Consider the following 25,243-nt stretch of genomic DNA (forward strand, 5'->3'; position numbering starts at 1 on the left):
CGTTGCACCACATCCACCACCGGACGGACCCTCACCATCCACCCCCAGCACACCCAGCTGGCCGCCGCCCGCCGCGAGGCCACCAACCCGGCATGGCAGGACGAGTACCGCCGCTGGCGTCCCCCGGTAGAACGCGGAATCGCCTGGCTGGTAGCCCACGGCAACCGCCGCGTGCCCTACCGCGGCGTGACCCGCAACGACNCCTGGCTCCACCACCGCGCCGCCGCACTCANCCTCCGCCGGCTGATCAACCTCGGACTCNCCCACACCAGCACCAACGGCTGGNCCCTGACCGCCGCACCCCCTTAAACCACGGCCATCCACCCCCACCAGCACCCCGCAAGATTTTCAGTGATCTTCTAGACACTCCTGGACAAGCAGGTCCTTCGCACAGTTGCGGCGCGCGTTGCGGTGCGACACGCACGGCCTACAGGGTTCAGACCGTGCAGCACGCACCGCAACCGCCGGCTGGTCGCCCGCCGGGCTGCTGTGCACTTCTCGTGGGGCTGCGGGAACCGGACGGCGCCGGGCGGACACATAACCGGTATGGGGCAGCGATGACGGGTGAGTCCGAGTCGGACGAGGCACTGCTGGCGCGGGCCGCCCGCGGGGACGGCGCGGCGTTCGGGCGGCTGTTCAGGGCGCATGCGGGCGTCGTGCACTCGTACTGCTTCCACCGTCTCGGGTCGTGGGGCGAGGCTGAGGACGCGACGTCGGTGGTCTTCCTGGAGGCGTGGCGGCGGCGGTCCGACGCGGTGGTGGTGTCGGGGTCGTTGCGGTCCTGGCTGCTCGGTGTCGCGACGAACGTGATGCGCAACCAGCGGCGCGCCGCCCGTCGGTACGACGCGGCGCTGTACCGGCTGCCGCCGGCGCGCGCGGAGCCGGACCATGCCGACGACGTCGTATCGCGGCTGGATGACGAGCGGCGGATGCGGGCGGTCCTGGACGAGCTCGCGGTGCTGGATCGCGGGATGCGGGAGGCCGTCGTACTGGTGGCGATGGAGGGTCTGACCTATGCGGAGGCCGCGGTGGCGCTTGGTATCCCGGTGGGGACGGTGCGGTCACGGTTGGCGCGGGCGCGCGGCCGGCTGAAAAAGGTGCGGACGGCGGCTGACTCCTGGGATCTCCCTGCCGGTGTAGCCGGTCCGACGGGAGACCTACCCGGTCAGGAAATGGCGCGAGATGTCTGATCTGGAGTTTGGGCAACTTCCGCCGCCGCGGTCGATTCCCGGGGAGCGGCTGGAGCAGCGTCGGATTCTGCTCGAACGTTACGTCGCCGCTTCGCTGCGGTCGTCGCCGAAACGGTGGTGGCGGCGACGGCGGGTGCTGCTCCCGGGCACTGTGGTGGTCGTCACCTGCCTAGCCGCGGCCGGCTGGGGCCTGCGACCGGGTGGCCTGGCCGACCGGGCGAGCGCCGTTGGTTGCTATTCCGCCGTCAGCCTTCAGAGCGATACCGCTGTCATCGGTGGTGCTGCCGCGGCCGATCCTGTCGGTGCCTGTCTCGAGATGTGGCGGCGCTCCGGGCTCGAGTCTGGTGGCGATGCAGCCGCCTGCCTGCGCGACGACGGGGGAATCGCCGTGTTCCCGCGCAAGGACGCCTGCGGATCCCTGGGACTGCGACCGTTCGCGGGTGTTTCTGACCTGGGGCGGCGGTTCGCCGCCTTCCAGCACGACGCGGTCAGCCTGGTAGCGGCGGATCGCTGCCGTCCTCGCGCGGAGATCGTGGCCGATCTCCGGCGAGCACTGGATTCCTACGGGTTTTCCTCATGGTCGGTCGACGACAGCGGATTCGGCCGGCCATGGGCGCGCGGTCTGCCCTGCGCCAGCCTCGCCATCGACCACGACCGGTCAGCCGTGGTCGTCGTGCCGTTTCCCGATCTCCGCCAGAAATGAGGGTGGGGGTGGTCGGCTCCCCTCGGGCGACCACCACCCAGCAGCCCTTCCAGGGTCCAGGGGTGAGGGTCACGGGGTGAGGTCGGCGACGAGGACGGGGTCGAGGCCGCCGGGGGTGCCGTCCGGCTCGGTCTTCGACACGGTCAGGCGCGCGGTGCGGCCCTCGAGCTCCAGCACGGCGAGCTGGCTGTCGAACCAGGGGCCGTCGGTCACCGTCCAGCGCAGCGCCCGCCGGGGCACGCCGGCGAGTCGCGCGACCGCCCCCGACGCCACGGCGAACGGGGTCCGGCGGGACAGGGCGTCGATCCGGCGGATCCCGGGGCCGAGCGGGTTGCGGAACGGCGAGCAGACCGCCTGCCACACCGGCACGTCGACCCCGGCCGGCCCGACCTTCGACAGGTCGGCTCGGGCGAGGTAGGCGTGGTGCACGTCGCCCGACAGCACGACGACGCTGGCCGGGGCGGGGCCGTGCTCGCCGGCGCTGACGGCGCGCAGCAGCTCCGTCATCGCGTCGAAGGACGCGCCGAACGCCGCCCAGTGTTCGAGATCGAGCGCCTGGCGCAGCCGCTCGGCCACCTCGGCGGCGCGGCGGCCCCACCGGCCCGCCGCGATCTGCTCGTTGGCCGCCTCGACGTTGTGGATCAGCGGGCTGAGCAGGTACGGCACCGACGTGCCGAGCAGCAGATGGTCGACCTCGCCGGTGTGCTCGGTCTGCCGGCACACCCAGGCCCACTCGGCGGCGTCGACCATCGCCCGCGTGCCGTCCGCCGCGACGACCCGCGTCGCCCGCGAGTCGATCACGACCAGCCGGGTCCGGCCCAGATCCCAGCGGAAGCTCCACCGCACCGACCGCTCCCGCGGTTCGACGCCGCCCAGGTCGGCCTCGGCCTGGGCGTCGACCTCGGCCTGCTCGGGCTCGGTGGGGTCCGTGGGGTGGGGGTCCGTGGGGTGGGGGTGGTCGGGGACGGCTCGGTCGGCGTCGGCGTCGGAACGCCGGGCGAAGGCGCGCAGCAGGTCCTCCGCGGACGGGCCGGGGCCGCTGAGGCCGTCTGGGCCGGGTTGGCCGGCCGCGATGACGGCTCGGTGAACCGGATCGCGGTCACGCTCGTCCGGTGTCAGGTTGCCCAGGTGCTGGTACAGCCAGTAGGCCATGATCCCGCCGGTGATCCGCGCGTCCCACCAGGGCTCGGTCCTGATCTGCGCGCGCCACGCCGCGGAGATGTTCCAGTCGTCGCGCACGTCGTGATCATCGAAAATCATGGCGGTGGGGACCGTGGACAGCAGCCAGCGGATCTCCGGCTGCGACCAGGCCTCCTGGTAGAGCCAGGTGTACTCCTCGAAGTCGGCGATCTCCTCCCCCGGGGGAGCGGTGACGTCGCGTCGCCGCCGGATCCGCGCGGCGGTCTGCGGGGAGACGTGGTCGGCGTAGACCTGGTCGCCCAGCAGCAGCAGGGCGCCGGGCCAGGTGGCGGGGTCGCGGGTGGGCAGCTCCAGCGCGAGCGCGTGCAGCGCGTCCGTGCCCAGGCCCTGGCTGTCGTCGTCGGCGTTCAGGGTGTACGGCGGCTCCTGCGGCGCGGTGACCCGGCAGGAGCCGAAGACGATGCGCACCGGTTCGCCGCCGCCGACCGGCCGCAGCAGGCTCGGGGGCGCCCCGGGCTCGGGCCACACCCGCAGGGGAGGCGCCGCGGCCCCGGCCAGCCACACCTCGTACGGAACCGGCTCCCCGGGCACAAGACCGTCCGCGACGATTAGGCCGTAGTGGTGCCCGGCCACCTCGAACGTCGACGCGCGGCCCGCGACCCGTCCGAGTGGACCAGGGTCGCCCGGACCCGGGCCCCCCTCTCCCTCGCCCACCACCTGCGGCGGAAGGGCGACCAGCACCTCGCACGCGGCGTCGGTCTCCACCCAGACGGCGACGCGGGAGACGTCCGGGTGGCGTTGGATGGGGCCAAGGAGGAGTCCAGCCATCCTTCTACTGTCGCCCGTCCCGGCCGTCCCACCGGTGGCGGGTGCGCTCCAGATCAGCAATCATGAATACCAGCGCCATTTCGGCCGGCCGGGCGCAGACAACGGGGCGTCGCGCTGCTAGCGTCGTCAACTGTGAGGTCACACGTCGGACATCGGGGACGGTTTCGCGCCGCCGTGCGATGTTCCGTGGGGTGCCCGGAATCCGGCGTCCCGGCCGTCCGCCGGCCTCGCGGCGCCGCCCCCGTCGTGGCGTCCTCCGGTCGCTGACCGGGCCCTTTCGCCGCGACCGTTCGTCGGCATCCCGCCCACCAGCCCTGGCCGCGCCGGCTCCGGTGACCGCCGTGGCCCGCGTCCGGCCACGGGCCGCCGCATACCCAGGTCACGTCCGCGTCACAACCGCGTCACGTCCCTGACGGTGGACGGCGGCCCGCCAAGCCCGGCATCATGCCGCCCGCACCCGACGACCCACCGCAGGCGACGACCCACCGCAGGCGACGACCCACCGCAGGCGACGACCCACCGTCGGCGACGACCCACCGTCGGCGACGTTCCACCCGCCGGCGGCGTTCCACCACAGCCGATGTTCCACCACAGCCAATGCCGCAACGCGGCCACAGCGCAGTGCAGCCGCACCACACCGACACGGGGAGAGTCACCCAATGAGTGCCGAGAGCTGGTCGTTCGAGACTCAGCAGATCCACGCGGGCGCGCAGCCCGACCCGACGACCGGCGCCAGGGCGGTGCCGATCTACCAGACGACGAGCTACGTCTTCCGCGACACCGACCACGCGGCCGCCCTGTTCGCGCTCGGCGAGCCCGGCAACATCTACACCCGGATCGGGAACCCGACGCAGGACGTGTTCGAGCAGCGCATCACCGCCCTGGAGGGCGGCGTCGGGGCGCTGGCGCTCGCGTCCGGGCAGGCCGCCGAGACGCTGGCGATCCTCAACCTCGCCGAGGCCGGCGACCACGTGGTGTCGTCGTCCAGCCTGTACGGCGGGACGTACAACCTGTTCCACTACACGCTGCCGAAGCTCGGCATCGAGGTCACCTTCATCGCGGACCCGGACGACCTGGAGGAATGGCGCGACGCCGTCCGCCCGAACACGAAGGCGTTCTACGGCGAGACGATCGGCAACCCGCGCGGCGACGTCCTCGACACCGCCGGGGTGTCCGAGGTCGCCCACGCCCACGGCATCCCGCTCATCATCGACAACACACTGGCCACCCCGTACCTGTACCGCCCGCTGGAGCACGGCGCGGACATCGTCGTGCACTCGGCGACGAAGTTCATCGGCGGCCACGGCACGGCGATCGGCGGTGTCATCGTCGACGGCGGCCGGTTCGACTTCGGCGCGTCCGGCCGGTTCGCGAACTTCACCACGCCCGACCCGAGCTACCACGGACTGGTCTACTGGGAGGCGCTCGGCCACGGCTCCTACATCGCCAAGGCCCGCGTGCAGCTCCTGCGCGACATCGGCGCCTCGATCTCCCCGTTCNCCTCGTTCCTGCTGCTGCAGGGGCTGGAGACGCTGTCGCTGCGGGTCGAGCGGCACACCGCGAACGCCCAGCGGGTGGCCGAGTGGCTCGAGGCGCGCGACGAGGTGAGCTGGGTGACCTATCCCGGGCTGCCGTCGTCGAAGTGGTACTCCCGGGCGCAGCAGGTGCTGCCCCGCGGCGCGGGGGCGATCCTGTCGTTCGGCATCGCCGGCGGGGCCGCGGCCGGGCGGAAGTTCGTCGAGGGAGTCGAGCTGTTCAGTCACCTGGCCAACGTCGGCGACGCGCGCTCGCTGATCATCCACCCGGCGACGACGACACACTCCCAGCTCACCGAGGCCGAGCAGGCCGCGACCGGGGTCACCCCCGACCTGATCCGGCTGTCGGTCGGCATCGAGGGGATCGACGACATCCTCGCCGACCTCGACGCGGGGTTCCGTGCCGCCAAGAGCTGAGCCGGGGGGCGCCGGTCCGGCCCCGCCGACCGGACCGGCGCCGCCACCGGCCTCCCCCGGCCCGGCCTCCCCCGATCCGACCACGGCCGATCCACGTGGCGGCGTGCCGGCGGGTGACCGGGCACCGGCCGTCTCCGGGGCGTGGCGGGCGGGCGTCGACCCGGTCGGGCGGCGGCGGTTCGCCGAGCTGCCCGGCCCGCTGCGCCTGGAGCGCGGCGGGGTGCTGCCGGGGGTGCGGGTGGCGTACGAGACCTGGGGGCGCCTGGACGCCGCGGCCAGCAACGCGGTGCTGGTCCTGCACGCGCTCACCGGGGACAGCCACGCCGCCGGTCCCGCCGAACCGGGCCATCCGAGCGCGGGCTGGTGGGATGGGCTGATCGGGCCGGGCCGGGCGCTCGACACCGAGCGGCTGTTCGTCGTCAGCCCCAACGTCCTGGGCGGCTGCCAGGGCACGACCGGTCCGGCCACCACCGCACCGGACGGCCATCCCTGGGGCGGTCGCTGGCCCGAGATCACCATCGCCGATCAGGTCTCCGCCGAGGTGGCGGTCGCCGACGCCCTGGGCGTGCGGCGCTGGGCAGCGGTGGTCGGCGGGTCGATGGGCGGGATGCGGGCGTTGGAGTGGGCCGTCGGCCATCCCGACCGGGTCGGGCGGGTCGTGGTGCTGGCCTGCGGCGCCACCGCGACGGCGGAGCAGATCGGGCTGTACGCGGTGCAGGTGCGCGCGATCATCGACGACCCGGGCTGGCACGGCGGCGACTACCACCGCCTGCCGGCGGCGCAGGGGCCCGCCGCGGGGATGGGCCTGGCCCGCCGGATGGCCCAGATCAGCTACCGCAGCGAGGAGGAGCTGGAGGACCGCTTCGCCGCCCGGACCCGCCCGGACGGGCAGTTCGAGGTGGCCTCCTACCTCGACCATCACGCCGGCAAGCTGGCCCGTCGGTTCGACGCCGGCACCTACGTCACCCTGACCCGGGCGATGATGACGCAGGACGTCGGACGGGGCCGCGGCGGGTTCGCCGCGGCGCTGCGCGCCTGCCCGGTGCCGTTCACCGTCGCGGGCGTCGACTCCGACCGGCTCTACCCGCTGCGGCTGCAGCAGGAGATCGCCGCGTCCACCGGCGCGCCGCTGCGCGTCATCCACTCCCGCAGCGGTCACGACGGCTTCCTCACGGAGACCGACCAGGTCGCCGCGCTCGTCCGCGAGGCGCTCGGGGCGCTGCGCGGCGGCGACTCTCCGACCGGGTCACCCGGCTCGTCACCTTAGGCGTGTAAGACCTCCATCATGGTGACTCCCTTCACCGGACCGGCCGGTGCCGTCCGTCCGGGCGGGCTGTTCGCGGCCATCCGCGCGACCCTGCCGAGCCTCGTGCCGAGCGAGCAACGGGTGGCCGAGGTGTGCCTGGCCCGTCCGGGGGAGGTGGTGGAGTGGTCCGCGGCCCAGCTTGCGGAGGCGGCGGGGACGTCGGCGGCCACCGTGGTACGGGCCTGCCAGTCGCTGGGCTTCCGCGGGTTCCAGCACTTCCGGGTGGAGCTGGCCCGCGAGGCCGGGGCGGCGGCACTGCGCGGCGAGGTCGGCCGCGCCGGCGCCGGGGACCCGGTCGAGCGGCTGGTCGACACCGTGTTCGAGGCGGCGGCGAAGGTGCTCGCCGACGCGTTGGGACCGCTGGACCGCGCCTGCCTCACCCCGGCGGTCGACCTGCTGGACTCCGCCGGGCGGCTGCTCATCGTCGGCAACGGCGGTTCGGGGCCCGTCGCCCAGGATGCGGCGCTGCGCTTCCTGAGCATCGGCCGTCCGGCGGAGGCGCCGGGTGATTCGATCATCCAGGAGATCACGGCCCGGCTGCTCGCCCCCACCGACGTCTGCCTGGTCATCACCTCGTCCGGCGCGAACGAGCCGACGCTGCGCGCCGCCGAGGCCGCCCGCACCGCCGGGGCCGCGGTCGTCGGGATCACCAGTTACACGTCGGGCCCGCTGGCCGAGATCGCCGACATCACCCTCGTCGTCGGGACGCCCGACTGGCCGGTCGGCACGGACACGATCGCGAGCCGGCTGGCGTCGCTGTTGCTGCTCAACGCGCTGCAGCTCGCCGTCGGGCTGCGCCGGGAGAACGACCCGCAACGAGCGTCGTCCCTGGTCCCGGACGTCCTCGGCCACTCCGTGCGGGCCGAGCCGGCGAGTCCGCCGGAGCCGGCGGGGACCGAGCACGGCGACGGGCCTCGGCGGCGGTAGGCACCCGGCGGTCGCTCCTCCGAGGGCGGATACCCGACGATGGGGATCCGACGGTGGGGATCCGACTGCAGGTACACAGCCCACAGATCTTCTCACTTTCGGTAACAGGCGACGACGGCACAATCGGCGCCTTGACCAGGTCGAATGGCACCCCTCGCCACCAGAAGCCAGAGAGAACCGTTGCGATAAGTGACCACCGTCCGTTTCCCGTCCGTCGAAGACCGTTCATCTCGGTATTCGACGCTGCCCAGGTAACAGGAAACCGGGAGCAGCCCCGCCCCCGGAACGGACGTTACCTGGAGTGCTGGTGGCAGAGATCCGGATCGAGGGCCTGACGAGGACCTTCGGCGATGTCCGCGCCGTCGACGACATCTCCCTCGAGGTGGCCGACGGCGACTTCCTCGTGCTGCTGGGCCCGAGCGGATGCGGGAAGACGACGCTGCTGCGGATGATCGCGGGCCTGCTGGAGCCGAGCGAGGGCCGCATCCTGCTCGGCGAACGCGACATCACCCACCTGCCGGCCCGCCAACGCGACCTCGCGATGGTGTTCCAGAGCTACGCGCTCTACCCGCACCTGTCCGTCGAACGCAACATCGGTTTCCCACTGCGGGCCGCCCGCGTGCCCCGGGCCGAGATCCGCCGCCGGGTCCGCGAGGTCGCCGGGCAGCTCGAACTCGACCACCTGCTCGCCCGCCGACCCCGCGAGCTGTCCGGTGGCCAGCGCCAGCGGGTCGCCCTCGGCCGGGCGCTGGTCCGCGACCCGCAGGCGTTCCTCATGGACGAGCCGCTGTCCAACCTCGACGCCAAGCTGCGCACCGCGACCCGTACCGAGCTCACCGCCCTGCATCGCCGGCTCGGACGCACCTTCGTCTACGTCACCCACGACCAGGTCGAGGCGATGTCGATGGCCACCCGCGTTGCGCTGCTCAGCGGCGGCCGGGTGGAGCAGGTCGGCACGCCGACGGAGGTGTACGACACCCCGGCGTCCGTGTTCGTCGCGGGCTTCCTCGGCGCGCCGCCGATGAACCTGCTGGCGGCCCGCATCGAGGCGGACGGCCCGATGCTGACGGTGCAGGCACCGGGGCTGCGCCTCCCCCTGTGGCCGGGCACGGCGCCGGACCGCGACGTGACCCTCGGCATCCGGCCCGAGAGCCTGCGCCGGATCCCGGCCGGCGACGCCACCGCGCGGGACCACCCCGGTGTGGAGATCGAGGGTGTCGTCACCGCGATCGAGAACCTGGGCAGCGAGGAGGTGGCCTGGTGCGATGTGCACGGGCAGCCGGTGGCGCTACGCGGTCCGCGGCCGATCGGACTCGCGGTCGGTGACCGGACCCGGCTCGGCGTCGACCCGGCCCGCGTCCACCTGTTCGACCGGGCCAGCGGACGCCGCCTGACCTGGCAGCAGCCGGCCAGCCGGCCCGCGGTGCCGGTCGCCCTCGCCGCCGGGACGCCGGCTCCCCCCGATCCGACCACCGCGACTCCGACCACCGCGACTCCGACCACCGCCGGCGTCTGACCCGCCACACCCGCCACACCCGAGCCACCCGAGCCACCCGCCACACCCGAGCCAAGGCCCACTCGATCCCCCAGGGAGCATGCCCGTGGCCCGACCACGCCTGCTGCGCGTCGCGGCTGGCCTCGCGCTGATCGCCGCGCTGGCCTCCGCGTGTGCGACGTCCTCGTCCACGCCGTCCAGCGCGGCCGCCGGCGCCAGCGCCGGCTCGACCGCGACGATCCCCGAACTCGCCCCGGATCAGAAGGTCTCCATCGTCTTCGAGAGCTACAACCTCACCAGCACGGGCACCTGGAAGCCGGTCATCGAGGGACTGCTGCACGACTTCGAGGCCGCGCATCCCAACATCACCGTCAAGGGCCAGCCGCCGCAGGGCACCACGCCGAACGGCGACTACACCAGCAGCGTGAAGAACCAGGTACTGGCCGGTCACCCGCCGGACGTCGCCCAGGTCACGTTCGACGCGCTGCGGTTTGCCGCCGGCAGCCTCGGCGCCCAGCCGCTGGACACCCTGGTCGGACGGGACGCCGTGCAGGCCAACTTCGGCGGCACCCACCCGTTCGCCCCCACGGCTCGCCCCCTCGGCAACGTCGACGGCAAGACCTACGCGGTGCCCTACGTCTTCTCCACCCCGGTGCTCTGGCTGAACAGGACGCTGTTCACCCAGGCCGGGCTCGACCCGGCCAACCCGCCGAAGACCTGGGCCGACGTCCGGACCGCCGCCCTGGCCATCAAGGCCAGGACCGGCAAGGACGGCATCGTCGTCGACTGCCTGACGAAGGCCGCCGTCTGGTGCTTCCAGAGCCTGGTCCGATCCTCGGGAGGTCGGGTGATGTCCGCGGACGGCCGGACGCTGTCGTTCGGCGACGCGCCGGCCGTCTCGGCGGTGTCGACCGCGGCTGACCTGGCCCACAGCGGCGCCATGCCCAACCTGGACCAGCAGCAGGCGTTCAAGGCGTTCAGCAGCGGACAGCTCGGGATGATCCTGGAGACCAGCGCCGTGCAGGGGCTGTTCATGGCCGGGGCCAAGGCGAACAACTGGGAGCTCGGCGCCTCGCAGGAGCCGTCGTTCGGGTCGAAGCCGGTTGTCCCCACCAACTCGGGCTCCGGCCTGGCCGTCTTCAGCAAGGACCCGGCCAAGCAGCGCGCCGCCTGGGAGCTGATCAAGTTCCTCACCAGCGACCACGCCTACACCCAGATCTCCTCGAAGATCGGCTACCTGCCGCTGCGCACCGGGCTCATCGACGACCCGAACGGCCTGCAGGCGTGGGCGAAGGCGAACCCGCTCATCAAGCCCAACCTCGACCAGCTCACCCGGCTGCAGCCGTGGGAATCCTTCCCCGGCGACAACTACCTGCAGATCAGCGACACGATGATGTCCGCGGTCGAGGGCGCCGTCTTCGGCGACAAGGACCCCGCCGCCGCGATGGCCGCCGCGCAGAAGCAGGCCACCACCCTCCTGCCGCCCAAGTGACCCCGACGGACATGTCCGCCACGCCCGCGGAAGGGATGCCCGTGCTCCCCCAGCTCGCCCCGAACGCCCACACGCCCACCCACACCCTGATCCAGATCAGCGACACCCACATCGTCCGATCGGGCGAGCGGCTGTACGACAAGGTCGACACCCATGCCGTGCTGTCGGCCGTCCTCGCTCAGCTCGAGGCATCCCCGCTGCAGATCGGCGTCCTGCTGCTCACCGGCGACCTGGCCGACAGCGGCGATCCGCTGGCCTACCGACGGCTGCGGGAGCTGGTGGAGCCGGTCGCCGCCCGGATGGGGGTGCCGGTCCTCTACGGGATGGGCAACCACGACGCGCGTGGGCCGTTCCGGGCAGGGCTCCTCGGCGTGGAGCCGACCACCGAGCCGCACGACTACACGCACTGGGTCGGCGACCTGCGGGTCATCGTTCTTGACAGCACCGAGCCGGGCCAGCACGGCGGTTTCCTCAGCACCGCCCAACTGGGCTGGCTCGCCGACGAGCTGGCCACGCCGGCTCCCGCCGGGACGGTGCTGGCCCTGCACCACCCGCCCGTGCCCTCCCCGATCGCCGCGGTCAACACGCTGCTGCTCACCGAACCGGAGAACCTCGCGGCCGTCCTCGCCGGCAGCGACGTGAAGATCGTGCTGACCGGGCATGCCCACCACGCGTCGGCGGGTGTGCTCGGCGGGATCCCGGTGTGGGTGGCGGGTGCCACCGCCTACCGGGCCCAGGTAATCGGGGCGGCAGACCGGATGACCGGGCTGGTGGGCGGCGAATACACCCGGGTCGACGTCTACCCGGCCGGCGCGGTGGCCACCACGGTGCCGATCGGCACCGCCGACGTGATCTATGACTTGAGCCTGGACGATCTCAGCCGCCACGCCGCCGAGTACACCGCCCACGCCGCCCAGGCCGCCCACGCCGCCCTCTGACGTCCCATCGAGCGTGCGGGAGCGCGCCACCCCCGAGCGTGGCCCGGTCGGACCCCGCACGGGGGTGGCGTCCGCCTGCCGGAGAGGAAGTTCCAGATCGTGTTCGTCGAAGTCGCGCCGTCCGGCGCCGCGAGGATCTCCGGCGGCGGTGGGGCCGCGGTGGCGGTCCCGGTCAGACGGGTCCAGGCCGCTCGCCCGCCGCTTGCCCAGCGGGCGCTGGGCGCCCTGCCGCCGTATCTCTACCTGCTGCCCGGCCTGGTCTGCCTGGTGCTGTGGACCTACAAACCGATCGTCGAGGCCGTCCAGCTCTCCTTCTACCACTGGAACCTGCTGCCCACCTCGCCGCGGACCTACGTCGGGTTCGAGAACTACCGGCGGGTGTTCACCCTCCCCCAGTTGCGCGGCGCCGCCGAGAACACGCTCTGGTACATGCTCGGCCTGATCCCCTTCTCGATCATCCTGCCCACCGCCATCGCGTTGGGAATCCGGAACCTGGGCGACCGTTCGCGGGCAACGTACCGTGCACTGATCTTCCTGCCGATGCTCATGGCGCCGGTCGCCACGGCCGCAGTGTGGCGCTGGCTGCTGGACCCCAAGGGAATCGTCAACCACGCTCTCGGTCTCGGTTCCTACAACTGGCTGCGCGAGGAGCGGACGGCGCTGCTCGCCATCCTCGGGATCTGTGCCTGGCAGATCCTCGGTTTCGCCACCCTCGTCATCTCCGCCGGCCTGACCGGCATCAGCGCCGACTACGCCGAGGCGGCCGAGATGGACGGCGCCTCCCGCTGGCAGGTGACCCGCTGGGTGACGCTGCCGCTACTGCGCTCGACGCTGCTGTTCATGCTGCTCATGACGGTGCTGCTGTCCGGTCAGTGGACATTCCCGCTCCTCGACGTGCTCACCCAGGGCGGGCCGGCGGACTCCTCGACGAACGTCTACTACCTGCTCTGGGAGTACGGCTTCCGCAGCCTCGACTCCGGTCTCGCCTCGGCCGCCGGCATCGCGTTCTTCGCCGTCTTCGCCGTCGTCGCCGCGTTCCTGGTGAAACTCGCCGACCGTTACAGCTTCGCCGACAACTGACCGGTGCCGCGCCGCACCAACCGGCGCCCGTCCCTCCCCACCGACCCGCCGACACGCCGACCCGCCGACACGAGGACACGACCGATGAGCAGCGTGCGGACATCCCGCCTGCGGGCCGCGACCAGCCATTCCATGCTCGCCCTGGTGAGCCTGATCAGCCTTTTCCCGGTGTACTGGATGTTCGCGAGCTCGTTCCGCCGCCGCGGCGACGTCTTCGACCAGTCGTTGCTGCCCTGGCCGCTGAGCCTCGGTAACTACCGGCAGGTCTTCGACAGCCTGGATGTCGTGGGCCTGCTCGGCAACACCCTTGTCATCGCCGTCGTCACCGCCGCCGGCCAGCTCGTCGTCTGCCTGCTCGCCGGGTACGCCTTCGCCGCCTGGGAGTTCCGCGGCCGGACGGTGCTGTTCATGGCGTTCGTGGCGACCTGGCTCATTCCGTTCCAGGTAACGATGATCTCCAACTATCTGGTGCTGTCGAACCTGGGCCTGCTGAACACCCTCGCGGGCGTCATCGTGCCGAACCTGTGCTCGGCGCTGGCCGTGCTCATGCTCCGCCAGCACATGCAGGCGTTTCCCCGCGAGCTGCTTGACGCGGCCCGCATCGACGGACGGGGGTCGTGGACGACGCTGTGGACGGTGGTCGTGCCGAACCTGCGCCCAGCGTTGGCCTCGCTGTCGATCCTGCTGTTCATCTCCGCCTGGAACGAGTACTTCTGGCCCGCGCTCGTGCTGCAGCGCGCGAACTCGGTGATCCAGCTCGGCATCCGCGGCTACCTCACCCAGGAGGGCGACGACTGGGGCGCGGTGATGGCCGCCTCCGGCCTGGCCTGCCTGCCGGTGTTCGCGCTGTACCTCACCATGCAGCGGCAGGTCATCGACGCCTTCGTCCGCTCCGGGCTGCGCTGACCACGCCCAAAAACCGGTGGTAGGCCCGGACGGACTACCGCCATGCTGGCACCATGTCAGAGACACCCCCCGACTGGACCATGCCGATACTCGCCGGCAGCCACGTGCGGCTGGAACCGATGGACACCGGCCACCTCGACGGTCTGGTCCGCGCCGCCACCGAGGACCGGCGGACCTACGGGTTCACGGATGTCCCGGCGACCCCGGAGGCGATGGCCCGGTACGTGGCGGCGGCCGTCGCGGAACGGGACCGCGGCCTGGCGGTCCCACTCGTGCTCCGGGAGCGGGGTGGCGACGCCGGTGGCTCCGGCCGGATCGTGGGCGCCACCCGCTTCCTCGACCTCGGCTTCTGGCGGCCGACGCCAGGCCCCGCCGGATCGGGCCCCGCCGACGCGGCAGGCCGCTCCACCACGTTCCACTGGTCGACGGCGTCGGACGCCGGGACGGCCGTCCACAGCTCGACGACCACGACCGCCACGGCGACCACGATCACGGTGGTGACGACGGCGGCAGGCGGGACGACGGCGGCAGGCGGGACGACGGCGGCAGGCGGGACGACGGCGGCAGGCGGGACGACCGTGGCCACGTCGAGCGCCGACGGGACCCCGGCTGCCGGAGCCCCGGTCCAGCACCCCCCCACCCACGAGACCCTGGCTGCCAGCGCCCCGGCCCGCGAGGCTCCGACGGCGTCCGACCCGGCGGGCGCCCCACCGTCGGTGGCCGAGATCGGTTCGACGTGGCTGGCAGCGTCGGCCCAACGCACCGCCGTCAACACGGAAGCGAAGCTGCTGCTGCTCGGCCACGCCTTCGGCACCTGGGCGGCCCTGCGGGTCTGCCTGAAGACCGACGCGCGCAACGCCCGCTCCCGCGTGGCGATCGAACGTCTCGGCGCCCGCTTCGAGGGCGTCCGCCGCACCCACGTACTCGCCCTCGACGGCACCGCCCGCGACTCGGCCTACTACTCGATCGTCCGCGCCGAATGGCCCGGCGTGCGAGCCGGCCTCATCGCCCGCCTCACCCGCCCCTGACCGATCCCCCGCCCTTCTCCGCGGTGCGCCTCCAGGTCGGCGACGATCCGGTCCGCGTCGGCCTCGCCCAGCACCGCCTGACGTGCTCGTGCGGCTGCGGTGGTGCAAGGTGGAGAGGCCGCGCGAGCGGGGACGTTCAGGGTGAACGCGTCGAAGGGATGTGCAGGTGCGCAAGGCGTGGAGCAACGATGACACGACCGTGGGTCCGTCGACGGTGGCCGCATGACCGCCCAGGGATCCACGGGTCGCCTGCTGGCCAAGCTCGTGTCGTCGGTACCGGCCACCATCAGCCCGGCGGACGCCCGCGCGCGGATCGCCGCGTACTACGCCAGCTACGCGGCGGGTGACGTCGCGGGCCGCGAGGCGCTGTTCAGCGACGACTGCCTCGTGGAGGATCCGGCCGGCTATGTCGTCGCCCGTGGGGCCGAAGCCCTGCACCGGTTCTTCGTCGAGGGGATTCCGCCGGACTGGTCGGTCGCGTTCCGGCTCGACCGCGTCGCGGTGGTGGGCAACGAGGCGGTGGCCACGACGCTGTCGGTCATCGACGCGGGTGCCAGGGGCGGGCTCGAGAACGTCGTCACCACGCACTTCGTCTTCGACGACGCCGGTCTCATCCGCAGTCTGCGCACCTTCTTCGACGCCGACTCGATGAACGACCCCGCGCCGAACGACCCCGCGCCGAACGACCCCGCATCGAACGACTCTGCGCCGAACGACCCCCGGACGCACTGACCCCACGCGCGGCGAGGCCGGGCCCACGGTGCGGACCCGGCCTCGCCGTCGATCGGTTCAGGCCACGCCGACGGGCGCCCGGCTGTGGGCGACCTGCTCGCCGGCGACGTAGGCCATGGTCATGCCCGTCCACAGCGTGGTGCCGCCGCCGGGGTAGCCCCAGCCGAGCGGGCTCGCCGCGGCGTTGCCCGCCGCGTACAGGCCCTCGATGACCCCGCCGCGCGCGCGGCGCACCTGGCCGTTGACATCCGTGCGCAGGCCGCCGTTGGTGCCCAGCGTTCCCGGGTAGATGCGCACGGCATAGTACGGGGCGCGGTCGACGGGACGGATCTTGGATCCGGTCATCCCGCGCGGCCGGTCGAAGTGCGGGTCGACGCCGTCGGCCGCGTGCTTGTTGAACTCGGCGACGGTCTCGGTGAGGTGCTCCGGGTCGACGCCCAGCTTCTCGGCGAGTTCGGCGATGGTCTCGCCGGTCGCGACCCAGTCGGGGATGGGGTCGCCGGGCTTGAACGACAGGATCTGCTTGCGCGAGCGAACACCCTCGTCGAAGATCATCCACGCGATCTCGTTCGGGAAGTCGATCGTCGTCGCGTCGAACTCGCCGAAGGCGTGGGCGAAGTCGTGGTACGGCTGAGCCTCGTTGACGAACCGGTCGCCGTGGGAGTTGACGATGATGGTGCCGCCGGCCGCCCGGGCGTCGTCGAAGGTCGGCAGCGGGGCGCCGAGGGTGAGGTCGGTCGGGTCCAGCATCGCGCCGGAGCCCCAGAACGAGTGCATGTTGCCGAGCAGCGCCCCGGCCTCCATGCCCATGATCTGCCCGTCGCCGGTCGCGTGCTGGGGGCTGATCGGGTACAGCTCGAAGCCGATGAACGCGGACACGAGCTCGCGGTTCCACTCGAACCCGCCGCTGGCCAGCACGACGCCGCGCCTGGTCTCGATGGTGGAGGTCGTGCCGTCCGCGGCGGTCACCCGGATCCCGCGCACGACGCCGTCCTCGCCGAGGAGCTGCTCGGCGCGGGTCTGCATGCGCACCTCGATGCCACGGTCGAGGACCCCGCGCAGCAGGCCCGCGACGATCGCGCTGCCCTTCGTGCGGACGTCCTCGCGGTTGCGCCGCTCCAGCTCCTCCGGGGTGCGCTCGCGCTGCCCGATGTCCTCGGCAAGCATGTTGCGGGCCACCTGACCGCGCACGGCCACCTTGGTCTGGATGCGCGCGGCCCAGTCCGGAAGCAGCTCGCCGACGGGGAAGGGAAGCGGCTCGCACGAGCGCCCGCCGTACTTCTTCCCCGGGATGTCGTAGGCGGCGTAGTAGTCCGGGTACTTCGCCATGGTCGTCATCTTCAGCGGGGTGTGCGTCTCGATGTACTCGAGCATCTCGGCGCCCCGGTCCACGCACAGCTCCAGCAGCTCCGGGTCGGCCACCCGGCCGGAGAGCCGCCGGATGTAGGCGAGCGCCTCCTCCCGGGTGTCGGAGATGCCGAACTCGGCCTGGTGGGAGTTCAGCGGCACCCACACGATCCCCGCCGAGACCGAGGTGCTGCCCCCGACGACGGCGGTCTTCTCCACCACCAGCACACGCGCCCCGGCGTCGGCGGCGCGGACCGCCGCGGTGAGCCCGGCGGCGCCGGTGCCCACCACGACGACATCGGTGGTCTCGTCCCAGGATGTGGGGGTCGTGTCCATCTGGCTCCTCGTCATCGCGGCTCTGCGTGGAGAGTCCTCGTGCGGCGGCGGCGGCGCCGTCGCCGCCCCGGGGCACGCGGAACCTCGAGGACCGCAGCCTGGGGCCGGCCGGCGGGGTACGCCCCCGTCGGGAAGAGGAACAGAGCATCCCGAACATAACCGCGCTGTCAGAAGCGGGCAACCGGCGTCAACCCTGCCGCGTCCGGCCGGAGCCGGCGGCGTCGAGGACGCAGGTGATCGGCCGCGGCCGCGGCTCTCCGAACGTGGCTTCGCTGTCAGAAACAGGTGACCAGCCTGCCGGTCATCCCGACAGGTCGATCACCGGGTCGACCCCGGCCATGGACGGGAACCTTGCCCTTCCAGAGGGCTTCGTGTCCGATTCGTCCCGCTGGAAGGACAAGCCCTCCGGAAAGACAAGGAAAGGCGGTGGGGGCTACTCGAAGTGGGGGGGCTGGCCGGTGGCTTCGAGGACGGACATCCACAGGTCGCCGGCGGGGTCGACCTGGTTGCGCTGGCTGACGGCGAGGGCGATCGGGATGTGGATGAAGCGGCGGCGCCAGCGGCCGACGACCATCTCGGTGCGCCCGGACATCGCGGCGTGCACGGCGGCGTGGGCGAGCCGGATCGTGTAGACGTTGTCGTACGGGTTGGCCGGGACGCTGCGGATCGCGTAGCTGGGGTCGATGTACTTCAGGTTCAGCTCGACGCCCTCGTTGGCGAAGTGTTCGGTGATCCGGCGGGACAGCACCGGGCCGACGTCGTGCAGCTTGCGGTTGCCCGACGCGTCGGAGCCCTCCGGCTGGTCGGTGATGAGCTCCTGGCCGGCGCCCTCCGCGACGACGACGACCGCGTGCCCGCGCTCGACCACGCGGTGGCGCAGGTAGTTCAGCAGGCCGCCCTCGCCCTCCAGCTTGAACGGCAGCTCCGGGATGAGCACGACGTCGGCGTTGCTCTTCGCCAGGGTCGCGTAACAGGCGATGAAACCGGAATGCCGGCCCATCAGGCGGACCACGCCCATGCCACCCGGTGCGGACGTCGCCTCGGCATGCGCAACACGGATCGACTCGGCGGCCTTGCCGAAGGCGGTCTGGAAGCCAAAGCTCTGATCGATGTAGGGGATATCGTTATCGATCGTCTTCGGGATGCCGACGACGGCGATCTTCTCGCCGCGTTCGGTGGCCACCCGGGAAATCTCCTTGGCGCCCCGCAGCGTGCCGTCCCCGCCGATGACGAACAGAATGTTGATGTTCATCCGGGAGAGGCAGTCGACGATCTCGCCGGGGTCCTGCTGGCCGCGGGAGCTGCCGAGAATCGTCCCGCCGTCGTCGTCGATGTTCGCGACGCTCTCCGGGGTCAGGTCGACGACGTCGTGCCCGTAGCGGGCGATGAAGCCCTGGTACCCGTTGCGGAAGCCGAAGATCCGCCGGACCCGGTAGTGCGAGGTCAGCTCCAGCACCAGCCCGCGGATGACGTTGTTCAGCCCGGGGCACAGGCCGCCGCAGGTGACGATGCCGACCCGGGTCTTGGAGGGGTCGAAGTAGATCTTCCGACGCGGACCGGCCGGCTCGAACCCCGGTAGCTCCGCGAGATCGACCTGCCGGGCGGCGATCATCGACGTGGTGTCGTCGTAGAGGACCTTGTCCGCCTCGTCGATGTAATGCTGTGTCGTTGNCCGTTCCCCCAACAGGGGCATAAGAGGGGAATCTATCCGGCAGGCCCCCAGGGTCTTCACCGACAGATCGGCATTATCCACAAGCAGTGGCGCACCCACCGTTGCCCGGCCCTCACGTCTCGCTCGGCGTTTCGTCTCTTCGCGACTTCGCTCCATACATACCCCGGGCGGGCCGGCGACGGACGCCGCCGATCATCCCAGTTCTTCCAGACCGAGACTACCGGGCCAAACCAGCCGTCACGGGGGCATCGCCGGGCCAACCCGGCCACCAGCGGGCGGAAACATGTGCTTCACCGTCCGGAAACCGGCCGAAACGGCCCTTCGGACCCGCCCTGTACTTGTCCCCGGCGGACACCTCGGTGCCCGCCGGAGAACCGGCCGCCCGACCCGGCGCCGGCGGCCGTCCCCGCGCGGCCAAGGGCCGTCCGACCGGTCGGACCTGCGCGAACCCGGCCCCGGCCCCACGGGCGGATGGGAGCACGACTGCCCTGCTCACGGCGCCCGCCATGCGACCGGAGGCCAGCGTCACCAGCCTCCGCCGAGGGCAGCCCATGGCCGCCTAGCGCCCCGTCCGCGGACCGTCTTGTCCGCCGGCCGTCCTGTTCTCCGACCGCCCCGTCGGCGGACCTTCCTGTCCACCCCCGTTCCGTCCGTCCGATCGGGCCGTACCCGGAATACCGTGCCCGAAGACCATTCGCTGCAAAAGCTGCCTGATTCACGGTCCGCCAGGCGTCACCGAGGCATGTCAGGAACATGACGGCGACGACCGGTGGCGATCCGGCTGGCATCTGCCGGACACGGGCGTTCTGCCCGGGCAGCCACGGCCCCCGCTCGACCGAGCCACCCGGATCACACCCCGGGGTGTCGTCGCCTCACCACCCGTACGGGCGGCGTCGACACGCAGGCCACCGCCGGCCGGAGCCGGAGCCCGAGCCCGATTGTCAGGCGCGCGCCGCCCGCCGATCGGCCGATCCGCTGCGGGAACGGGCGACGATTCGCCGGGCACCAGGATGATTTCGGTCGAGAGCAGGACGATCCCGCTGGGCAACAGGACGTCGGGCCCCTCCTCGGGGGCCGGTCGGACCGGTGCGGCGGCGCCTTTCGGCGCCCCGGATGCGGTCCGCTCGCCCCTGCCCCGTCGCCGCCCGATCCGGGAAGCTCAAACCACGCTCACGCCGACCACGGGAGCGGACGGGGAGGTCACGGTGCACGTCATCGGGCACGGCCGGATCGGCGGGCAACGCCCACCGCGGTGGCCCACTCGGACGGTCGCCGCCGGCTTCACGCCGCCTGCTGGTCGGAACCAGGACGGGGGCGCGACAGGCTGACACCGGGCTCGGGATCGTCGCACCACCGGGGTCCGGCACGGACCCGCGGTCGAGGATGCGGCGTCACCCGACGCAGACGGCTGCGACCCGCGGAGGGATCGGGTCGGAGCCAACCAGGCACGGCGCGGCGGCCACCGACGCGATGGCGAGCGTGTCGGTGGGGACCGACCGCCGCGCCGTGCCCGGACCTCCGGCATCCCCCAGCCCCGTCCGAACCATGAGTCGGTCCCGACTGGAGACCCGCCGGACCACCCGCGACCGCGCGCACGCTCAGCCCGGGACGTCGAGCCGCCACAGCCGCAGGCCACCCCGCCCAAACGTCCACACGCTGCGCGACCCGGCCTCACCGAGCCAGCCACAGCTATCGACCCGCCCCTGGACCCGCAGGGCGGCCATCCTCTCGGCCGAGCGCAGATCGAACACCCGCAACACGTTCGCCCCGTCGACGGACGCGAGCATCGCCTGATCACCACTGACCGCGAACGCCGTAACCCCGCCCGCATGCCCGTCGAACACACTCGTCCTCGACCGGCTTGACAGATCCCAGACCGTGATGGTCACCGGGCTGTCGTCTCCGCTCTCGCGATGCGCGACGGTGAGCAGTCCTGAACCGTCGGGCAGGTAGGCCGCCTCCGAGATCCGNCCGAGACCGCCAGGATTCTCCCTCTGCCTGAGCGTATGTAGATCCAGAAGGGTCACCGTCCCCACGCCACTTCGTAGCAGGATCTCGCCGGCTGTGGCACTGACCGCAACGTCAGCGACTCCACCGTCGATGCGGCGCTCCACCCCGAACTCCCTGCCGGCAGCCGCGGTCCACAACGAAATCCGACAGGATTCTTCGTCGCTGCGGCCGGAGCTCACCACGACGAGCACGGCGGGTTCATTCGAAGCACCGGCTACTGCCGAGGCTGCGATCCTCGTGTGGCCCTCGGTCTCGAATTCGTCCATCAGCCCGCCGGTGTACGGGTTCCAGAGCCCGACCTCCCTGGAGAATTGGATGGCGAGCCAGCTCCCGTCCGGAGCCACGGCCAGTCTGGATCGGTCGAGAAACCTCGCCTGAATCCCCGCTAACCGCCTACCAGTCTTCGCCGACCAGACAGACATCTGCTCCTCGTCCGATCGCGTCGTGGAGGCATACCAGCCCCCCGAAGGAGAGAGCAGGACGACGGACACCTTGGTCTCATGGGCGGCCACAATCGCGCTGACATCCCCGACATGGTTCCAGGTGCGCACCTTCCCATCCCCGTGGCCGGATACCAGCCACTGGCCGAGAGCGTCGCCCACCACATCCGTGACGTCGTCGGCATCGGGACCCGGAGCGTCTACCGTCGCCCTCCGTCCGATGTCCCAGATCCGCACAGTCGGGCTGCGCTCAACGCTAGCGAGCCACGAGCCGCCACCAGGTTCAGACAGGAGACCAGTGATCATTTCTCGATGTCCCGTCAGGACGTCGCGCAGGCTCCAGTCAGCCGTGTTCCAGATCTTGATCCTCCCGCCACGGCCCCCAACCTGCGGGTACATGTCCTCGGCCGCCGCGATCCAGTCGCCACTCGGGGAAATCGCCACCGCCCCCACACCACTCGCGTGCCCGGGCAGGCGGACGATCAGCGAGCCGTCCGCGATGTTCCACACGTACAGGCAGCCGACTGCCGCCGGCCCCCGGCCATTGACCGACTCGCCAACGACGATCGACGCGCCGTCCCGCAGGAATGCCACGGTGGAGACTGTGTGATCGTGGCCGGTGAGACTCGAACGCACGGACTTTGTTGCGATGTCCCAGACGAACACAGCCTGCTGTGACGCCGTAGCGAGCAACAGGCCGTCCGGCGAGATCGCCACGAGGTTGCTGCCGTCCGGCGTGAACACGGACTTGTTCACGGTCCGCGAGGAGCCACCGGTTCCGGCCGGTAGGACCCCGAACACGAGGTCGTCGGCGATGTTCCACAGGCGGAGCAATCCATCCGCCGATCTCACGGCCAGCCACGTCCCGTCTCGAGAACCGACCAACTCGGACTGGCCATATGGGAGCGTGCGATACAGCTCGCCAGTTCGACTGTCCAGAATCCGTACTGCAGCGGTCGCAGCTGGTCGGTCATCGCCTAGTTGCCGACCGCCGCGATGTCCCACCACCAGCCACCGGCCATCGGGGGTGAAGTCCAGGAAACCGACTCTGCCGGCGGAGTCGTCGGTTGAGAACAAGACCGTCCTCGCAGCCATGTCCCAGACGTGGACGCGCCCCAAGCCATCCGCGCTCGCGACCAATCCCCGAGCCGAGTCGTGGACCGCGAGCGCAGCCACCTCATACGGATAGCCAGAGATCCCGCCTTGCCGGGCACCGGTGGCCACGTCCCAGAACCAGACATTCCGCGGTCGTGTCGCCCACAGCACCTCACTCTCCCCTACTACCAGTCGCTGCCCATCGCGAGAGATGGCAAAGGCAGAGACATTAGCCTGTCCTTCGGACAGGATACGTTTCAACGCGGGATGAGGGCGATCGAGCTGTGGCCAGACCGGGACAAGCCGGGCGCCGTCGACGGTCGCGGCGAACGCCGTCGCCAAATTGTTCAGGCGCTCGTCCGAGGCCATCCGCGCGAGCAAGGTAGGCGCTAGGATGTCCGGGGTCGGGGCCGGGGTGAGCACGTTGAGCGAGCGGGCGATGACGTCCCCGAGCAGGCCGAGCTGCGGATCGGCGGAGCGAGCCAGGTCGGCCTCGACGGCTACCGCGCCCGACCGCTCAAACTGGGCGGCGATCCACCGCAAGTCGTGTACGAGGGCCTCGGCCTCGTCGCCGGGCTGGGGCGCGGCATCGGCCCGTGGCGCGGCCGCGTGCTCGGGACCGGGATCCGCGGCCTGGCGCAGGTGGGTGAGGAGATAACGCCATAGGTAGGTCTCGGACTCCGCCAGCAGCCACCAGGCGGTGCGGCCGTCGACTACGGGCAGGTCGCGGCGGTAGGCGTCGACGAGGCGACCGTGCGCGGCGGGCAGCGCGTCGCCCAACGCGAGGCGCAGGTGTTCGCGGATGACCTGGTGCAGGTCGAGGCCGGGCGGATCCTGGCCGAGGCGGGCCAGGGCGAGCTCGTCGAGCAGCTCGCAGAACCGGCCCGTCTGCCAGGAGGTCCAGCCGGCGCCGGCGGCCCAGAACCGCTCCAGCACCGGCAGCGGGATGACCGCCCCCTCCGCGAAGATCGCCAGTTCGTGGTAGCGGGCGACCCGGTCGGGGTCGCTGCCGATGGTAAGGATGTCGACGCTGGCCGTGATGGCGGCGGCGACCGAGCGGGCGCGGTTGCGTTCGTCGTCGAAGGCGCCGGGTCCGGCGGCGGCGAACCCCTCGAGGGTCGCGGTGACGGCCTCGCCGGCGGGGACACCGCGGCCGACGCGGGTCCGGATCGCCCCGGCGGCCAGGCCCAGCAGCAGCGGCCAATCGCCACAGCGGGCGGCGAGGGCGTCGGCGGCGGCATCGTCGAGGTTGGGGACGGCGGCGGTCAGGATGCCGATCGACTGTTCCCGGNCCATCGCGTCGACCGCGACGACGGACGCCTCCGACGGGAACACGGACCGGTCACGGCCGGTGACGAGCCGCCCGCAACGGTGCCCCCCGTGCAGGAACGGCGCGAGCTGATCGGCGGACCACGCATCGTCGACGATGAGCAGCATCCGCCGCTCGGCCAGCAGCTCGCCGAGGCGCATCCCGGCCTGCGCCGGATCGGAGGAGCCGACCGAGCGGTCGCCGAGGCGGCGCGACAGTCCGTTGACGGTCTCTGCGAGAGGAACCCCGGCCAGGTCGGGGCCGACGCCGACCCAGAGCACCCCGTCGGGGTAGCGGGCCCGGATGTCGTCGCGGTGGCCGATCATCCGGGCGAGGGTCGTCTTGCCGAAGCCACCGGCGCCGTGCAGGGCGACGATCGGCGCTGCGGGCCCGTCCGCGGCCGGCTCGACGAGTCTGCGAGCGGCATCCAGCGCCAGCTCCGTGCGGTCGATCTCCCGGCCCGTGAGCTCCGGCAACCAGCGGATCTCCGCCTCGACGGCTGGTTCCGCGGGGCCGGGCGAGACGTCCGGTCGCGCAGCGAGGACGGCGAGTGCCTGCAGGAGCTGCGTCTCGAGATCGGCGGGGCTGGCGACCTTGCCGGCGGTGACACCGCTGTCGAGGATCCGGCGACGGAACGCCTCCTGCCGGTCGCCGTGGGACGGGTCGATGAACAGCTCGTAGCCGCCCTGGACGCGGTCGGGGTCCAGCAGGAACATCAGGCGCGGCCTGTCCAGCCGGGTCGCGGTGTCGAACTCCAGCTCGGTGTAGGAGACCTCCGGCCGGTCTCGGACCGGGGAGCCGTACCGGAAACCGATGATCCCCACGTAGACGTCGCAGCCGGCGACCTCCCGCTCGCACACCTCGGCGGGCGGCGCGTCGGCCACGGCGAAGAATGCCATGTCCACCGCCGCGAACTTCATCCGCCCGACGGCATCGGCTGCTGCCTGCACCCAGGACCGCTCGGCGGGAACCCGGCTCAGCTCGCCGGTATGGCTCAGGAAGACGCGCACCCGAACCACCTCCCATCGCTCGTCCAACCGGAACGGGATGCGGCGGCGGCCTCCGCGCATTCGGTGCCCGGATGCCCGGCAGTGAAACCGAATAATGTGACGCTTCGTCCCCCTACACTCACAGTGCAGCAAAATAACACCCGGTGCAGCGCTCCGGCTCCGGCTGGACAGTCCGGGGATCATGGCGCTTCGGCCGTCCCGCTCCCTGNCACGGGCCGGGGATCCGCCCAACGCGTGGCGCGGTTCCGCGGAACACTGTGAGCGCCGGTCCGGGGCCGGGGCCGCATCTCGTGACGCGGTTCCTTAG

The 25,243-nt window shown here is 71.9% G+C and carries 16 protein-coding genes and 5 pseudogenes; 14 read left to right on the forward strand and 7 right to left on the reverse strand.

The features are described 5' to 3' along the window. The 3 genes from UK82_RS24935 to UK82_RS24945 form a co-directional block, all read left to right on the forward strand. A partial coding sequence (locus UK82_RS24935; RefSeq protein ID WP_236706405.1) for a transposase occupies positions 1-201 on the forward strand: 201 nt, incomplete at both ends. A 356-nt stretch (positions 202-557) separates the two neighbouring features. Then, on the forward strand, positions 558-1,190 hold the full coding sequence (locus tag UK82_RS24940; protein WP_044884081.1) for an RNA polymerase sigma factor: 633 nt from the start codon (positions 558-560) through the stop codon (positions 1,188-1,190). After that, the gene (locus UK82_RS24945; protein ID WP_236706406.1) at positions 1,183-1,893 is read left to right on the forward strand and encodes a hypothetical protein; all 711 of its coding nucleotides are present in this window, start codon (positions 1,183-1,185) and stop codon (positions 1,891-1,893) included. The genes UK82_RS24940 and UK82_RS24945 overlap by 8 nt, the downstream gene beginning before the upstream one ends. Positions 1,894-1,962: 69 nt before the next feature. Here UK82_RS24945 and UK82_RS24950 read toward each other — a convergent pair whose 3' ends face one another. Further along, a complete protein-coding gene (locus UK82_RS24950; RefSeq protein WP_055409692.1) occupies positions 1,963-3,861 on the reverse strand; it encodes an alkaline phosphatase D family protein in 1,899 nt (632 codons plus the stop codon). Positions 3,862-4,520: 659 nt separating this feature from the next. Between UK82_RS24950 and UK82_RS39995 the strand changes: the two genes are divergently transcribed. From UK82_RS39995 to UK82_RS25000, 11 genes and pseudogenes are all read left to right on the forward strand, one after another. Beyond that, a partial coding sequence (locus tag UK82_RS39995; protein WP_236706407.1) for an O-acetylhomoserine aminocarboxypropyltransferase/cysteine synthase family protein occupies positions 4,521-5,360 on the forward strand: 840 nt, incomplete at its 3' end. A 1-nt stretch (position 5,361) separates the two neighbouring features. Continuing rightward, positions 5,362-5,813, forward strand: a pseudogene (locus UK82_RS40000) (PLP-dependent transferase); the annotation flags it as partial. A 103-nt stretch (positions 5,814-5,916) separates the two neighbouring features. Then, on the forward strand, positions 5,917-7,080 hold the full coding sequence (locus UK82_RS24960; RefSeq protein WP_083507358.1) for a homoserine O-acetyltransferase: 1,164 nt from the start codon (positions 5,917-5,919) through the stop codon (positions 7,078-7,080). An 18-nt stretch (positions 7,081-7,098) separates the two neighbouring features. Continuing rightward, positions 7,099-8,046, forward strand: a complete 948-nt coding sequence (locus UK82_RS24965; RefSeq protein WP_044884085.1) for a MurR/RpiR family transcriptional regulator — start codon at positions 7,099-7,101, stop codon at positions 8,044-8,046. Between the two features lie 307 nt (positions 8,047-8,353). Continuing rightward, positions 8,354-9,562, forward strand: coding sequence for an ABC transporter ATP-binding protein (locus tag UK82_RS24970; protein ID WP_055409727.1), 1,209 nt, complete (start codon positions 8,354-8,356; stop codon positions 9,560-9,562). 79 nt (positions 9,563-9,641) lie between these two features. Next, positions 9,642-11,033, forward strand: coding sequence for an ABC transporter substrate-binding protein (locus tag UK82_RS24975; protein ID WP_055409696.1), 1,392 nt, complete (start codon positions 9,642-9,644; stop codon positions 11,031-11,033). 35 nt (positions 11,034-11,068) lie between these two features. Then, the gene (locus UK82_RS24980) at positions 11,069-11,971 is read left to right on the forward strand and encodes a metallophosphoesterase (protein ID WP_044884087.1); all 903 of its coding nucleotides are present in this window, start codon (positions 11,069-11,071) and stop codon (positions 11,969-11,971) included. A 99-nt stretch (positions 11,972-12,070) separates the two neighbouring features. After that, complete coding sequence (locus tag UK82_RS24985; protein WP_083507359.1) at positions 12,071-13,051, forward strand: carbohydrate ABC transporter permease; 981 nt, start codon at positions 12,071-12,073, stop codon at positions 13,049-13,051. A gap of 84 nt (positions 13,052-13,135) precedes the next feature. After that, a complete protein-coding gene (locus UK82_RS24990; protein WP_055409698.1) occupies positions 13,136-13,957 on the forward strand; it encodes a carbohydrate ABC transporter permease in 822 nt (273 codons plus the stop codon). Between the two features lie 695 nt (positions 13,958-14,652). After that, a pseudogene (locus UK82_RS43340) lies at positions 14,653-14,985 on the forward strand (GNAT family N-acetyltransferase); the annotation flags it as partial. Positions 14,986-15,207: 222 nt separating this feature from the next. Next, positions 15,208-15,717, forward strand: coding sequence for a nuclear transport factor 2 family protein (locus UK82_RS25000; protein WP_055409702.1), 510 nt, complete (start codon positions 15,208-15,210; stop codon positions 15,715-15,717). 57 nt (positions 15,718-15,774) lie between these two features. Here UK82_RS25000 and UK82_RS25005 read toward each other — a convergent pair whose 3' ends face one another. The 6 genes and pseudogenes from UK82_RS25005 to UK82_RS43350 all read right to left on the reverse strand — a co-directional run. Beyond that, positions 15,775-17,400, reverse strand: coding sequence for an FAD-dependent oxidoreductase (locus UK82_RS25005; protein ID WP_063897568.1), 1,626 nt, complete (start codon positions 17,398-17,400; stop codon positions 15,775-15,777). Between the two features lie 433 nt (positions 17,401-17,833). Next, on the reverse strand, positions 17,834-19,071 hold a 1,238-nt coding region (locus UK82_RS25010; protein WP_236706408.1), incomplete at its 5' end, for an ATP-dependent 6-phosphofructokinase. 1 nt (position 19,072) lies between these two features. Further along, positions 19,073-19,171: pseudogene (locus UK82_RS40005) on the reverse strand (hypothetical protein); the annotation flags it as partial. 1,499 nt (positions 19,172-20,670) lie between these two features. Next, positions 20,671-21,042: hypothetical protein (locus UK82_RS40010; RefSeq protein WP_396230645.1), on the reverse strand; the 372-nt coding region annotated here is incomplete at its 5' end. 1 nt (position 21,043) lies between these two features. Then, positions 21,044-23,908, reverse strand: a pseudogene (locus UK82_RS43345) (hypothetical protein); the annotation flags it as partial. Position 23,909: 1 nt separating this feature from the next. Further along, positions 23,910-25,119, reverse strand: a pseudogene (locus UK82_RS43350) (NB-ARC domain-containing protein); the annotation flags it as partial. Positions 25,120-25,243: the final 124 nt, after the last annotated feature.

Origin of the sequence: Frankia sp. ACN1ag (assembly GCF_001414035.1) — a bacterium.
Lineage (GTDB): Bacteria > Actinomycetota > Actinomycetes > Frankiales > Frankiaceae > Frankia > Frankia torreyi.